The 13,429-nt window shown below is 70.8% G+C and carries 16 protein-coding genes; 8 read left to right on the top strand and 8 right to left on the bottom strand.

The features are described from left to right. Window positions 1-56: 56 nt before the first annotated feature. From ABZT17_RS03805 to ABZT17_RS03775, 7 genes are all read left to right on the top strand, one after another. Window positions 57-503, top strand: coding sequence for a hypothetical protein (locus tag ABZT17_RS03805; protein ID WP_356343277.1), 447 nt, complete (start codon window positions 57-59; stop codon window positions 501-503). Window positions 504-652: 149 nt separating this feature from the next. After that, entirely contained in the window at window positions 653-1,207 is a 555-nt protein-coding gene (locus ABZT17_RS03800) for an isochorismatase family protein (protein WP_356343275.1), read from the top strand. A gap of 114 nt (window positions 1,208-1,321) precedes the next feature. Further along, window positions 1,322-1,609 carry a hypothetical protein gene (locus ABZT17_RS03795; RefSeq protein ID WP_356343273.1) on the top strand — a complete coding sequence of 96 codons (288 nt, stop codon included), beginning with the start codon at window positions 1,322-1,324 and terminating at the stop codon, window positions 1,607-1,609. Between the two features lie 10 nt (window positions 1,610-1,619). Then, entirely contained in the window at window positions 1,620-2,120 is a 501-nt protein-coding gene (locus ABZT17_RS03790) for a YbaK/EbsC family protein (RefSeq protein WP_356343272.1), read from the top strand. After that, window positions 2,117-2,962 carry a DMT family transporter gene (locus ABZT17_RS03785; protein WP_356343270.1) on the top strand — a complete coding sequence of 282 codons (846 nt, stop codon included), beginning with the start codon at window positions 2,117-2,119 and terminating at the stop codon, window positions 2,960-2,962. The genes ABZT17_RS03790 and ABZT17_RS03785 overlap by 4 nt, the downstream gene beginning before the upstream one ends. A 119-nt stretch (window positions 2,963-3,081) precedes the next feature. Beyond that, entirely contained in the window at window positions 3,082-3,711 is a 630-nt protein-coding gene (locus tag ABZT17_RS03780) for a DUF3887 domain-containing protein (protein ID WP_356343268.1), read from the top strand. A gap of 69 nt (window positions 3,712-3,780) precedes the next feature. Beyond that, a complete protein-coding gene (locus ABZT17_RS03775; protein WP_356343266.1) occupies window positions 3,781-4,056 on the top strand; it encodes a DUF1876 domain-containing protein in 276 nt (91 codons plus the stop codon). Between the two features lie 83 nt (window positions 4,057-4,139). Here ABZT17_RS03775 and ABZT17_RS03770 read toward each other — a convergent pair whose 3' ends face one another. The 6 genes from ABZT17_RS03770 to ABZT17_RS03745 form a co-directional block, all read right to left on the bottom strand. Beyond that, window positions 4,140-5,306, bottom strand: coding sequence for a serine hydrolase domain-containing protein (locus tag ABZT17_RS03770; RefSeq protein WP_356343264.1), 1,167 nt, complete (start codon window positions 5,304-5,306; stop codon window positions 4,140-4,142). 54 nt (window positions 5,307-5,360) lie between these two features. Beyond that, entirely contained in the window at window positions 5,361-5,807 is a 447-nt protein-coding gene (locus tag ABZT17_RS03765; RefSeq protein WP_356343262.1) for an organic hydroperoxide resistance protein, read from the bottom strand. A gap of 346 nt (window positions 5,808-6,153) precedes the next feature. Beyond that, on the bottom strand, window positions 6,154-6,624 hold the full coding sequence (locus ABZT17_RS03760; protein WP_356343260.1) for a MarR family transcriptional regulator: 471 nt from the start codon (window positions 6,622-6,624) through the stop codon (window positions 6,154-6,156). 10 nt (window positions 6,625-6,634) lie between these two features. Further along, a complete protein-coding gene (locus ABZT17_RS03755; RefSeq protein ID WP_356343258.1) occupies window positions 6,635-7,420 on the bottom strand; it encodes an ABC transporter ATP-binding protein in 786 nt (261 codons plus the stop codon). A gap of 44 nt (window positions 7,421-7,464) precedes the next feature. Further along, on the bottom strand, window positions 7,465-8,226 hold the full coding sequence (gene cbiQ, locus ABZT17_RS03750; protein WP_356343256.1) for a cobalt ECF transporter T component CbiQ: 762 nt from the start codon (window positions 8,224-8,226) through the stop codon (window positions 7,465-7,467). 1 nt (window position 8,227) lies between these two features. Then, window positions 8,228-9,325: an energy-coupling factor ABC transporter permease gene (locus ABZT17_RS03745; protein ID WP_356343254.1), complete on the bottom strand. Its 1,098-nt coding sequence runs from the start codon at window positions 9,323-9,325 to the stop codon at window positions 8,228-8,230. Window positions 9,326-9,515: 190 nt separating this feature from the next. On the opposite strand from ABZT17_RS03745, the gene ABZT17_RS03740 reads away from it, so the two are divergent. After that, window positions 9,516-9,863 carry an SsgA family sporulation/cell division regulator gene (locus ABZT17_RS03740; RefSeq protein ID WP_356343252.1) on the top strand — a complete coding sequence of 116 codons (348 nt, stop codon included), beginning with the start codon at window positions 9,516-9,518 and terminating at the stop codon, window positions 9,861-9,863. Window positions 9,864-9,919: 56 nt separating this feature from the next. Here the strand turns inward: ABZT17_RS03740 and ABZT17_RS03735 are convergent, their stop codons facing one another. Next, window positions 9,920-11,602 (bottom strand): penicillin-binding transpeptidase domain-containing protein, encoded by a 1,683-nt coding sequence (locus ABZT17_RS03735; RefSeq protein WP_356343250.1) that lies wholly within the window; start codon window positions 11,600-11,602, stop codon window positions 9,920-9,922. A gap of 95 nt (window positions 11,603-11,697) precedes the next feature. Then, window positions 11,698-13,317, bottom strand: coding sequence for a penicillin-binding transpeptidase domain-containing protein (locus ABZT17_RS03730; protein WP_356343248.1), 1,620 nt, complete (start codon window positions 13,315-13,317; stop codon window positions 11,698-11,700). Between the last annotated feature and the right edge of the window lie 112 nt (window positions 13,318-13,429).

Genomic DNA, 13,429 nt, shown 5'->3' with positions numbered 1-13,429 from the left:
AAGAGACCCCGAAACCCGCGTCCCGCCCCTCACCTCCCGCCCGGAAGGCCCCTCCCGTGAAGCACGCCAAGTCCGTCAAGCCCGCCGTCTCCTCCCCCTTCGCCCGCGTCAAGCGCTTCATCGGCGACCTGATCCTCTGGCAGCTCTTCGTGGTCGGCCTCGCCGCGAGCGCGGGCTCGGGCGCCGTCATCGACGACAGCACCCAGAAGAACGTCGTCACCGCGGTCGGCACGGTGATCGCGCTGCTCGCGGGCTCGCGGATCGCGAAGAAGCCGAAGATCAAGGCGTTCCTGGGCCGCCCCGGCACACTGTGGTTCCTGTTCCTCTTCAACGGCGGGACCGCGGTCGCCATGTACTTCACCATGGACGGCGTCAAGGGCATCCTCGCCGCCGCGATGATGGGCCTGGTGTCGCTGGGAGCGGCGGGCGGGCTGGTCTCCGGCCGCCGGAAGCGGACGGAGACGACGCGACAGGAGCAGGTCGCACAGACGCCGTGGGCCTGAGGCCGGGACTACGGCCGAGACCACGGCTGAGGCCGAGACCACGGCCGAGCCCGAGGCCACGGCCGAGCCCGAGGCCACGGCCGAGCCCGAGGCCACGGCCGAGCCCGAGCCCGAGGCGATTGTCAGTGGCCGGGGCTAGCCTGCCGGACATGACCACATTGACCGCACGACCCAACACCGCCCTGCTGGTGATCGACGTCCAGCAGGGCGTCGTGGCGTCCGCGCACGAACGGGACGCGGTAGTCGCGAACATCGCGGCGCTTGTCGACAAGGCCCGGGTGGAGGGGGTTCCGGTCATCTGGGTCCAGCACTCCGACGAGGGCCTGCCGAAGGACAGCGAGGACTGGCAGTACGTCCCCGAGTTGCCCCGCCGTGACTCGGAACCCCTCATCCACAAGGGCTACGGCGACTCCTTCGAGGGCACGGACCTGGAAGAGGCCCTGGCCGCGGCGGCGGTCGGCCACCTGGTGGTGACCGGCGCGGAGACGGACGCGTGCATCCGCTCCACGATCCACGGCGCGTTCGTCCGGGGCTACGACGTCACGCTGGTCGCCGACGCGCACACGACGAACGACAACAGCGAGTGGGGGGCACCGCCCCCGGACCAGGTCATCGCCCATACGAACCTGTACTGGCGCTGGCAGGGGGCGCCGGGGCGCACGGCGGCGGTCGCGGAGACGAAGGCGGTCGGCTTCGGCGGCTGAGTGTCCTGCCAGGGCGAGGGTGAGGGTTCCGTGGGGGTTGGTGCCCCGGCCCGATGCGGGCCCCCGGGGCGCGGATCGGGATGGGGCGCGGACACCCGAGGTGAGGAGTGCGGCATGTCGTTCCCCGAGGACCCGGAGTACCCGGCGGACCGCTTTCACGGCGACAAGGGCGAGGTGAGCGCGGTCTTCCGGCCCGCCGACACCCCCGCCGACATCTCGTCACCAGGCGGTCCTCGACCCACCACCTGGCCACCAACCAAGTCCACCGGCGGTGAGTTCGGCCTCTACAAGGTGGAGTCGGGAGCACGGTTCGCGGGCGCCAGGACCCATCACGACAGCTACTTCGTGGAGGACGCCGAGCCCGGGGGAACTCGGTCGCCTGCACCGGACATCGGCCGCTAGCGTGCCGTGCATGACGACCGCCGACAGCTCCGGAGCCCACCCCCGGTTCGCCGACGCCCTGCGCGAACTGGGCCTGGACGACCTGCACACCCGTATCCGCCGCTTCCCGGACGCGACCCGCACCGCCGCCGAGGCCGCGGCCGCGATCGGGTGCGAGCTCAGCGAGATCTGCAAGTCCCTGATCTTCGCGGCCGACGGCGTCCCGGTGCTGGTCCTCATGGACGGCGCCTCCCGGGTGGACGTCGAGCGGGTACGGCGGGAACTCGGCGCCGGGAAGGTCACCCGGGCTCAGGCGGACGTCGTACGGGAGGCGACCGGGTACGCCATCGGCGGGGTGCCGCCCTTCGGGCACCGTACGAAGACCCGTGTGCTCGCCGATCGTTCGCTGCTCGCGCACGACGTGGTGTGGGCCGCGGCCGGGAATCCGCACGCCGTGTTCCCGATGGAGCCCAAGGACTTGATCGCCCACGCGGGCGCGACCCTCGTGGATGTGCGCGAGCCGGCCTCGTGACCCCGCTCGTCGCCGCGGCCGTCCTGCTCGCCGCGGTCACCCACGCCAGCTGGAACGCGATCGCCCACCAGATCACCGACAAGCTGGTCGGCTTCACCCTGATCGCCGGCGGCGGCATGCTCATCGGGCTGGCGATGGCGCCGTTCACGGCGTTCCCGAGGGCCGCCGCGTGGCCGTACCTCCTCGGCTCCTCGCTCATCCACATCGCGTACTACGTACTGCTGATGCGGTCCTTCCGGCTGGGCGACTTCGGTCAGGCGTACCCGATCGCACGCGGCACCGCGCCCCTCGTGGTCACCGTGCTCGCGGCGGTCTTCGCCCATGAGGTCCCCGACGGCTGGGCCGCCGCCGGTATCGCGCTGTCCTGCGCGGGCCTGACCGGTGTCGCGCTGTGGGGGCTGCGGGGACGCCGGCCCAACTGGGCCGCGATCGGCGCCGCCCTCGCGACCGGGCTCACCATCGCCTCGTACACCGTCGTGGACGGGCTGGGGGTACGGGCCTCGGGGTCGTCCCTCGGGTACATCGCCTGGCTGATGGCGGTGCAGGGCGTCTTCCTCCCGGCGTACGCGGCCCACCGTCTGCGTGGCCGGCTGGTGGGCACGCTACGGCCGTTCGCCGCCCTGGGACTGCTGGGCGCCGCCCTGTCCGTGCTGGCGTACGGCCTCGTCCTGTGGGCCCAGACCAAGGCCGAGCTGGCGCCTGTGGCCGCCCTGCGCGAGTCGTCGATCATCGTGGGCGCGGCGATCGGCGCCCTGTTCTTCAAGGAGCGGTTCGGCACACCGCGGATCGCCGCAGCCGGGCTGCTGGTGGTGGGGATCGGGCTGATGCTGCACGCCGGGTAGGAGGTCCGGGGGTGGGTGGATGGCCGTGATGGGGTTCAGAGTGCAGAGCGCGGAGCGCGGGGAAGGAGCGTTGTAAAGGATCCCTTGACGGCGATGGGCTGTAAAGGCATCCTTTACGTGTGCCCGAAACCTCGCCGTCCCTCTCCGAGTTGAGCGCCCTGCTGGCCGAGCGGTCCTCGGTCCTGGCCGGGGCGTTGGGCAGTCCGCTCGCGCCGCCGGCCTATCTCGACCTGGTCCGGCGCTCCAGGGACGTCGACGACATGGCGGAGCAGGTGCTCAGGCTCTGTGTGCAGCAGGCCCGGGACGCCGGACACACCTGGCAGGAGATCGGGGACCTGCTCGGCGTCACCCGCCAGGCCGCCTTCCAGAGGTTCGGCAAGCCCATCGATCCCCGGACGGGAGAGCCCATGGACAAGACGGTGCACATGACCGACGCCGCCGAACGCGCCGTCGGCATCGTCGAGGACGTCCTGGAAGGCCGCATGGAGCGGGCCCGGCGGTCCTTCAACGACGAGGTCCTCGCCGCGTTCACCGACGAGGTGCGGGGCAGCGGCCTCGCCACGGTCGCCGGACTGGTCGGCGCCTTCGAGGGCTTCGGCGAGGCCGAGCCGTTCGTCCGCCGCATCGGCGACCACACGGTCGTCGACGTCCCGCTGCGCTACGAGGCCGGCGACATGAAGGCCCGGGTCGCGTTCGACACGGACGAGAAGGTCGCCGGCATCTTCATACTCGCCCCGGAGACACCCTGACCCCGGAACGTCGTGCGTACGGGCCCGCCGAGGAGCACTCTGGAAGCAGGTGTTCCGGAGGTGATCGTCATGATGCACACCACTGTGGGATGGCACATCGAACTGGAGTTCCGGGAGGACGAGCAGCACACGGAGGCGGTCGCGCTGGTGCGGCTGCCGGACGGGACCGAGGTGCGGGCACACGGCCACGCGGCCCGGCACCACACGGACTCCCCTCAGCCGAGGGTGGGCGAGGAGATCGCCGGCGCACGGGCCCTCAACGAGATCGCGATGCAGTTGCTGACCAAGGCGCACGGGGAGATCGACTCGGCGTCCGGGCGGACGTCGCATCCGATTAACGTGTAGTGCACAGTGTTATGTCACATAACACTGTGCACTACACGTGCACTACACGCGTCACTGGCCCACCGTGCACCGCGACCGCTCCACTACGGGCCTACGACCCCCCGCACCGCCCGTACCAGCGCCTGGGCCCGTGGGTCCGCTGTCACGCTCTTCCTGAAGCCGTTGGTCACATAGCCGAAGGCGATGCCCGACTCGGGGTCGGCGAAGCCGAGGGCGCCGCCGCGGCCCGGGTGGCCGAAGGAGGTGGGGGCGAGGAGCGGTGAGGCCGCTCCGTGCAGCATGTAGCCGAGGCCGAACCGGGTGTGCACCACCAGCACACGGTCCGGCCCGGCGCTGCGCTCGGTACGCGCCAGCTCCACGGTCTCCGGTGTGAACAGACGGGTCCCGCCGTCCACTTCGCCGACGAGAGACGCGTAGAAACGGGCCAGACCGTCCGCCGTGGCGATGCCGTTGGAGGCGGGGAGGGCGGCGGCGCGGTACTCGGGGTCGTTCTCGTCGGGGAGCGGCGTGATCGCGGCGAAGGCGCGGCGGGTGAGGGAGCCGGGGTCGGCGTAGGCCTCGGAGACGGCGCGCTTGGGGCGGGCGCGCAGGCCGTGGGGGTCGACCGGCGGCTCGTCCAGCTGCGCGACCCGGCCGACGCGCGCCTGCTCGGCGTACGGCAGTCCGAGCCAGAAGTCCGCCCCGACCGGGCCGGTGATCTCCGCCGCGATCCACTCGCCGATCCCGCGCCCGGTGACCCGCCGCACCAGCTCGCCGGTCAGCCAGCTGTACGTCTGCGCGTGATACCCGTGGTCCGCTCCCGGCTCCCACGCCGGCGCCTGTGCGGCGACCGCCTCGGCGCCCAGGACGGGGTCGGCCGCCTGCGCCGGGGTCAGCGGGGTGTCGAGTACGGGTACACCGGTCCGGTGCGCGAGCAGGTGCCACACCCGCGTGCGCTCCTTGCCGGCCGCCTTGAACTGCGGCCAGTACTCACCGACCGGCGCGTCCAGGTCCAGCTCTCCACGCTGGTGCAGCAGCAGGAGTACGGCGGCCGCCACGCCCTTGGTCGCCGAGCGCACGATCTGCGCGGTGCCGCGCTGCCAGGGCTCGGTGCCGTCGACGTCCTGGGTGCCGCCCCACAGATCGACGACCTTGTGCCCGTCCCGGTACACGGCTACCGCCGCGCCCCGGTCCCCGAGCGCCTCGAAGTTCCGTACGAACGCTTCCCTGACCGGCTCGAAGCCCTCGGCGACCGCACCGTTCACGTCCACGCCCGTGCTCCTCCTGCCCGCGAGTGCAGGGGAATGCCTACCGACACTCCCCACTCACCCAAGCAGAATCGTCACGTCGATGTTCCCGCGGGTGGCGTTCGAGTACGGGCAGACTTCATGGGCCGCGTCCACCAGCTTTGCCGCGATGCCCGCGTCGAGGATCGGGAGCGAGACGCTGAGCGCGACCGCGAGACCGTAGCCGCGGTGCTTGTTGGGGCCGATCCCGACCTTCGCGGCGACGGTGGAGCCGGTCAGGTCGTAGCCCTCGCGGTTGCCCACGAGGATCAGGGCGTTGTGGAAGCAGGAGCTGTAGCCGGCCGCGAACAGCTGCTCGGGGTTGGTGCCGTTGCCGTCTCCGCCGAGCTCCGGGGGCATCGCCACCTTCAGCTCGATCTGGCCGTCCTGGCTGGTGACATAGCCGTCCCGGCCACCGTGCGCGGTGGCCTCGGCGACGAACGTGATCTTCGTCGGACGGGTGTCGATGGCGGCGCCCTCGGTCATGGCTTGGTCTCCCCCCGGAGAATTGCCCACAAGTACATCGTGCACAAGGTACCGGCCGGTAGGTGAGTGCTTTCTACCCGGGGGTAATAACCCGGGGTAACCCGAGGTGAGGGGCGTGGGCTACGAACCTTCGGCGAGCGGGTTTTTCTGACCCGGCAGTCCGCGACCCGGCGGCACTCCTGCCCACTGAGCAGACACCCCCGTCACCCGTGTTCCGTCAGTCATCCGGTCAACGTGGGCGGAGCGGCTGGAGGTTCCCGTGGACGTACTCGATTCCAGGGGCGTGCTCGGTTCCAGGGAAGTGGTCGGTTCCAGGGTCGTGGCCGTCCAAAGGGTGGTGCTCGGTTCAATGGGGGCGCTCGGCCGCCTGGTGCGCCCTTTCCGCGAGCTCCCGCAACTCCTCGCGCAACCTCGCGACCTCATGGTCGCCGAGGCCGGTCGCGGAGAGGAGCGCGCCGGGGACGCGCGCCGCGCGCTCCCTCAGTTCCTCTCCGCGCCCCGTGCACGCGACGAGCACCGAGCGCTCGTCGTGTGCCGCGCGCTCCCGGCGCACCACCCCGGCGCTCTCCAGCCGTTTGAGCAACGGGGACACCGTGCCGTAGTCCAGCCGCAGGGCCGCCGCCAGCTCCTTCACCGTGGTCTCGCCGCGCTCCCACAGGACGAGCAGCACGAGGTACTGCGGGTAGGTGAGGCCGAGTTCCTCCAGCACCGGACGGTACGCGGCGGTCACCGCGCGCTGCGCCGCGTAGAGCGCGAAGCACAGCTGGTCGTCGAGCAGGAGCGAGCCCTCGGCCGCCGTATGGTCCTCGTTCGTCACGCGCCCATTGTCACGGACGGGGCAGGTTCGCCGTCACCGAACGGGGATCGAAGCCGAACGGCAGCTCCAGGCGGTGCGCCCGCATCAGGGCGTCGTCGGCGAGGAGTTCGCCGGTCCCGCCGTCCGCGGCGATGACGCCCTCGCTGAGGATCAGGGAGCGCGGGCACAGCTCCAGGGCGTACAGGAGGTCATGGGTGACCATCAGGACCGTCACGTCCAGCGAGCGCAGGATGTCGGCCAGTTCGCGGCGGGACGCGGGGTCGAGGTTGGAGGACGGCTCGTCCAGGACGAGGATCTCCGGCTCCATGGCGAGGACCGTCGCGACGGCGACCCGGCGGCGCTGGCCGAAGGAGAGGTGGTGCGGGGGCCGGTCCTTGAACCCGCCCATGCCGACCTGCTCCAGCGCCCGGTCGACGCGCGCCTCCAGCTCCGCGCCGCGCACGCCGGCCGCCGCGGGGCCGAACGCCACGTCCTCGCGGACCGTCGGCATGAACAGCTGGTCGTCCGGGTCCTGGAAGACGATGCCGACCCGGCGCCTGATCTCCGCCATGTGCCGCTTGCCGACGGGCAGTCCGGCGACCGTCACCGTGCCCGCGCCGCCGGTCAGGATGCCGTTGAGATGCAGCACGAGGGTCGTCTTGCCGGCGCCGTTCGGACCGAGCAGCGCGACCCGTTCGCCGCGTGCCACGGAGAAGTCCACGCCGAACAGGGCCTGGTGGCCGTCGGGGTACGCGAAGGCCAGGCCGGCCACTTCCAGCGAAGGTGTCACAGACGCAGGCGCAGGCATCTCAGGCATCTCAGGCATCTCAGGTGTCTCAGGTATCTCAGGTGTCTCAGGTGTCACAGGGTCCATCCCAGCAGGCAGACGGCGAGGGCGGCGACGGGGAGCGCGAGGGCGTACGACCACTGCGCGCGGGATGCGGTCACCTCGTCGATGACCGGCATGGAGCCGGCGTACCCACGACTGACCATGGCCAGGTGCACACGCTCCCCGCGCTCGTAGGAGCGGATGAACAAGGCGCCCGCGCTCTTGGCGAGCACCCCCCAGTGCTTCACGCCCCGCGCCTCGAACCCGCGCGACTCCCGTGCGATCCGCATGCGCCGCATCTCGTCGTTGATGACATCGCCGTAGCGGATCATGAAGGACGCGATCTGGACGAGGAGGGGCGGGAGCTTCAACCGCTGCAGGCCTAGGAGCAGTGCGCGCAGTTCGGTGGTGGAGGCGAGCAACACCGACGTGGCGACGCCGAGGGTGCCCTTGGCGAGGACGTTCCACGCGCCCCACAGGCCGTTCACGCTCAGCGACAGGCCCAGGACGTCGACCCGTTCGCCCTCCGCCACGAACGGCATCAGCACCGCGAACGCCACGAACGGCGCCTCGATCAACAGCCGCTTGAGGACAAAGGCGGCCGGCACCCGCGCGTGATGCGCGACGACGCCCAGGAGGACGGCGTACAGGCCGAACGCCCACATCGCCTCCCGGGGCGTCGACACCACGATCACCACGAAGGCGAAGGCGGCCGCCAGCTTGGTGTGGGGCGGCAGGGAGTGCACGGGGGAGTGTCCGTGCCGGTAGAGCCGGTGTGCGTGTCCCGCGCCCATCTCAGACGGCGCTCGTGCTCGTGGGCGACGCTGGCGCCGTGGGCGGGGCGCCGGGCGTACGCCTCCGGCGCGCGGTCCAGAAGACCGCGCTCCCCGCGACCACGGTCACGCCCACGCCGATCACGCCCGCCAGCCCCCCGGACAGGCGGGCGTTCTCGACATCCTTGACCCCGTAGTCGGCGAGCGGGGAGTCGGCCGACGCGTGCTCTTCGGTCGTGCGGTCGATGCCCTGGTCGCGGGCGACCTTCTCCAGGCCGTCGGGGTTCGAGGAGGCGTAGAAGCTGACGAAGCCGGCGAGGAGCAGGGAGGTCGCGAGACCGGTGATCCACAGCGCGCGCCGTGAGGTGCGCGCCGCGACGAGCGCCGTGCGCGCCCCATCGGAGGCCGTGCGCGGCCCGTCGGGGGCCGGCACGTCCACGAGCGCGCCGTTCACGCGCAACTTGAGCCGCTGCTCCAGACCGCGCGCCCCGTGGACGAGGTCGGGGCGCACGGCGATCACCGCGCCCACCGTCAGCGCCGTGATCGCCGCCTCCCCGATCCCGATCAGCACATGCACACCGATCATCGCGGTGGCGACCTTGCCGATGGAGACGTCGGTCGTGCCCCCGACGGCGTAGAGGAACGTGAACGCGACCGAGGCGGCCGGAACGGAGAGCAGCGCGGCGACGAAGGAGGCGGCCGTGATCGAGCGGCGGCCTCGGGGCAGCACCCTCACCAGGACGCGGAAGGCGGCGTACCCGACGACCGTCGTGACGATCGCCATGTCGGTGATGTTCACGCCGAGCGCGGTCAGCCCGCCGTCCGCGAACAGGATGCCCTGCATGAGCAGGACAACGGACACGCACAGCACGCCCGTGTACGGCCCGACCAGGATCGCGGCGAGCGCGCCGCCCAGCAGATGGCCGCTGGTCCCGGCGGCGACCGGGAAGTTGAGCATCTGCACGGCGAAGATGAACGCCGCCACCAGTCCGGCGAGGGGCGCGGTCCGCTCGTCGAGCTCCCGGCGCGCGCCGCGCAGGCTCACGGCGACCGCGGTGGCGGCGAGCACGCCGGTCGCGGCGGAGGTGGGCGCGTCGATGAATCCGTCAGGAACATGCACCGTTCGATCATAGATGGTTATTGCGAAGCTATTGCAAGAACTAAACAGTCGCCGGCAGTCGGACGGTGGTGGAACGGCTGGTCCGCCGGGCGCCCCACCCCAAGGGGCGTGCTCCGGAAAATGTGCGACATTGGAAAGGGGTGGACGCACAGCTTCCGCACAGGTCACGCAGCGTGAGAGGGCCGTCACGATGTCTGTAGTCGAACAGTACGCCCGAGCCCACATCGTCACGGATGCCGAGATACCCGAGGACGAGACGATCCCCGTCGTGCTGCGCTACGACCCCGAGGCAGACCCGCGCTCGGTACGGGTCGACCTGCCCGGGGCGCACGAATGGACCTTCTCGCGCTCCCTCCTCGAACAGGGGCTGCGCGCCCCGGCCGGCAGCGGAGAGGTCCGGGTCTGGCCGTGCGGCCGGGTGCAGGCCGTGGTCGAGTTCCATGGGGCGCAGGGCGTCTCGGTGGTCCAGTTCGAGACGAAGGCGCTGCTCAGGTTTCTGCGGCGGACGTACATGGCCACCGCCCCCGTGACCCACTGACCGACCTGGCCCACTGACCCGGCAGCCTGGTATCGCCGCTCTGCCGACCGGCCCGGTCAGCCCATCTTCAGCAGTGCCGCCACGATCGGCCCCGCGGTGTCACCGCCGTGACCGCCGGCCTGCACCACGCCCGCCGCCACGAGGTCGCCCCGGTACGCGGTGAACCAGCCGTTCGGCTTCTTCTGGCCGTCGACCTCCGCCGAGCCCGTCTTGGCGCCGACGTCGCCGGTGACCCCGGCCATCGCCTTGGACGCCGTACCGTATCCGGCCGTGTAGCGCATGACCTCCTTCAGCCAGCCCTGGGTCTGGGCCGACATGGTGCGCGAGGCCTTGGCCAGGGTGCGCTTGTCCACGTCGGGGGAGACCAGGTACGGCTGGCGGAAGACACCGGACTCGACCGTCGCCGACACCGAGGCCATGTTCAGCGGGTTCATCCGCACCCCGCCCTGGCCGATCAGCGAGGCACCCATCTGGGCGCCGCTCTGCACCGGGACGGAGCCGTCGAAGGTCGGCACACCGATGGCCCAGTTGTTCATGCCGAGGCCGTAGACCTGCTGGGCCTCCTGGGTCAGGTCGCTGTTGGAGAGCTTCGGGGCGAAGTTGATGAAGGCGTTGTTGCAGGAGGCGCCGAAGCTGAGCATGAAGCTGCCCTGCTTGATCTCGGAGTCGTCGTCGTTGTGGAAGGTCCACCCGGCGAGCTTGTACGTCTTGGGGCAGGGGTGCGACGAGCTCGGCGTGACGAGCTTCTTCTCGAACAGCATCGTCGAGGTGATGATCTTCATCGTGGAGCCGGGGGCGAGGGAGCCCTGGAAGGCCACGTTGAAACCGGGGTTGTGGTTCGCCACGGCCAGGATCTCGCCGGTCGAGGGACGCATGACGACGACCGAGGAACGGTCCTGCGTGGCGACCTGCCGCTCGGCCGCCGCCTGGAAGGTGGGGCTCAGGGTCGTCTTCACCTTGCCGGGCGTGCCCTTGGTCAGGGTCAGCAGCGTCTTGTCGGAGAGCTTGGCCTTCTGCGACGCCTTGCCGCGCACCACGTCCAGCTCGACGCCCGCCTTGCCGCCGGCGATCTTGCCGTACTTCTCGCGCAGGCCGTCCAGGACCGGGCCGAGCGACGGGTACCGGGCCGTCGTCAGCTCGCCGCCGTCACGGTCGTAGGCCTTCACCGGGGGCGTGCCCGACTCGCCGGTGACCAGGGTGTCGCCGTCCTCGAGGTCCGGGTGGACGACGGCGGAGTGCCAGTCGACCTGCGGCTTGCCGGTCTCCTTGTTCCGTACGACGGTCAGCGAACTCGTGTACGCCAGCGGCTTGCTGTCGCCCTTGTAGGTGACCGTGCCCTTCACCGAGAAGGGGACCTTGTCGCCGGTGCGGGTGCCGGGCGTGATGGTGACACCCGTGACATGGGCGTCCTTGGTGTAGCCGGTGAGCAGGGCGGTGGCGGCCGTGGTGTCGCTCGTGACGGCCGCCGCCTGAGCCACCTTTCCGGTCTGCCAGCCGGTGAGGAACGCCGTGGCCGTCGTCTGGACCTCGGTGGCCGACAGCGGGCCCGTCTTGACGTGCTTGTGGTCGGCCGACGAGGCCGACGAGGACCCCGTGCCGGCCCGTTCGTCGGCCGAGGCCCCGCCGCCGAACAGCGCGTAGGCGCCGAAGCCGCCGCCGGCGACCACCACGGCGATCATCCCGCCGACCACGGCGGGCTTGGTCTTCCGTCGCTCGGCGACGCGCCTTCTGTTGCCCACAGTTCCCGTTCCTTCGCGAATTCCCCAGGGTCCCCGTTGCCCTCATCCATCCCAACGACGGCAACAGCCTAGAGTCCCGTCCTCGGCGGGTGACTTCAGCCTCCGGTTCGTAGCACAGCTGCGACAATCGGGCCGGCCGCGTCGATGCCGTGACCGCCGTCCTGGGTCATGGCCGCGGCCGCGATGTCGCCCCGGTAACCGGTGAACCAGCTGTTGGACTTGGACTGCCCGTCGACCTCGGCGGAGCCGGTCTTCGCGCCGAAGTCCGGGCCCAGGCCCGCCATCACACCGGCCGCGGTGCCGCTGGTCGCGGTGCGGTTCATCATCGCGCGCAGCTGGGCGACCGTACTCGCGGACAGGCCCTGGGCGGTGGCGATCTCGCGGTCGTCGAGGTCCGGCGAGACGATGATCGGCTGGCGGAAGCGGCCCGTCATCGCGGTCGCGGTCACGGACGCCATGTTCAGCGGGCTCATCTGCACCTGGCCCTGGCCGATCAGGTTCGCCGCGGTGTCCGGGCCGCCGGAGGCCGGGACCGAGCCGTCGAAGGACGGGATGCCGGTCTTCCAGTTGTCGCGGCCGAGCCCGAAGCGGTTCTCCGCCTCCTGGGTGAGGGAGTCGACCTTCACCGAGTCGGCGTACTTCACGAAGGCCGTGTTGCAGGAGCGGGCGAAGCTGTCGGCGAGGGTGGCCTTCTCGTTCGGGGGCATCTTCGCGAGGTTGTGGAAGGTCTGGCTCTGCCACACCGCCTCGTTCGGACAGGGCGCCGGGCCGTTCATGGTGGTGATGCCGTTGTCGATGAGTGTGGCCGCGCTGATGATCTTCATCGTGGAGCCCGGGGCCAGTCGGCCCAGGAAGGCCGCGTTGAAGCCGTCGTCACGGTGGTTGGCGACCGCGAGGACCTCGCCGGTGCTGGGCTTGACGGCCACGACGGACGACTCGGCGTACTTCTTCACCGCGGTCTCGGCCGCCGCCTGCGCGCTCGCGCTGAGCGTGGTGCGCAGCTTGCCCGCCTTGCCCTTGACGAGCGTCAGCAGCGAGGTGTCGGCCGTGCCCTCTGCCGCGTGGTGGATCGACAGCTCGATACCGGGCGTACCGCCCGCCCGGTCGCCGTACTTGGCGCGCAGCTCGTCCAGGATCGGTCCGAGGGAGGGGTACTTGTCCTTCGTCAGTGCGACGCCATTGCGGTCGACGGCCTCGATCGGCGGGTTCGCCGCCTCACCGGTGACCAGCGTGTCGCCCTTCTGCAACTGCGGATGGACGACCGAGGGCTGCCAGTCGACCAGCGCCCGCCCGGTGGTCTTTCCGCGTACGACCGTCAAACGGCTCTTGTACGACAGCGGCTCGGACTTCCCGTCGTAGGACACCGTGGCGCTGACCGTGTAGGGAACCGTCGCCCCGCTCGCCGCGCCCGGTGTGATCTTCACGCCCTTGATGTGCGCGGTGGTGCCGAAGGACGTCAGCACCGGCTCGGCGGACACGGCGTCATTGGTGTACGTAGCCGCCTTGGTGCCGTTCCCCCTGGACCAGGCCGCGAAGAAATCCGCCGACGTCTTCTTGATCTCGTCCTTGCTCGGCGGGCCGGTCTTCACGGACGTGCCGCTCGAACCCCCGTCGCCGTTCAGCGCGGACACCACGTTGTACGCGCCGTATCCGGCGCCGCCCACCATCACGGCGAACACACTGCCTATGACGGCGGCCTTGACCCCCTTGCCCATGAAGGGCTCCCTCCCCGTTACCCCGTTGGTCCTCGCACTGTATGTGGCCCAAGGGGGAGCTGTGAGGGGTGTTTCGGTTAGTTGTCCCTCCAGTTGCCGGTCAGGGGGTGCG

This window comes from Streptomyces sp. NPDC005648 (genome assembly GCF_040605395.1).
In the GTDB taxonomy this organism is placed as follows: Bacteria; Actinomycetota; Actinomycetes; order Streptomycetales; family Streptomycetaceae; genus Streptomyces.
The sequence above is the reverse complement of the archived record's forward strand: the minus strand, read 5'-3'. Positions and strand labels throughout refer to the sequence as shown.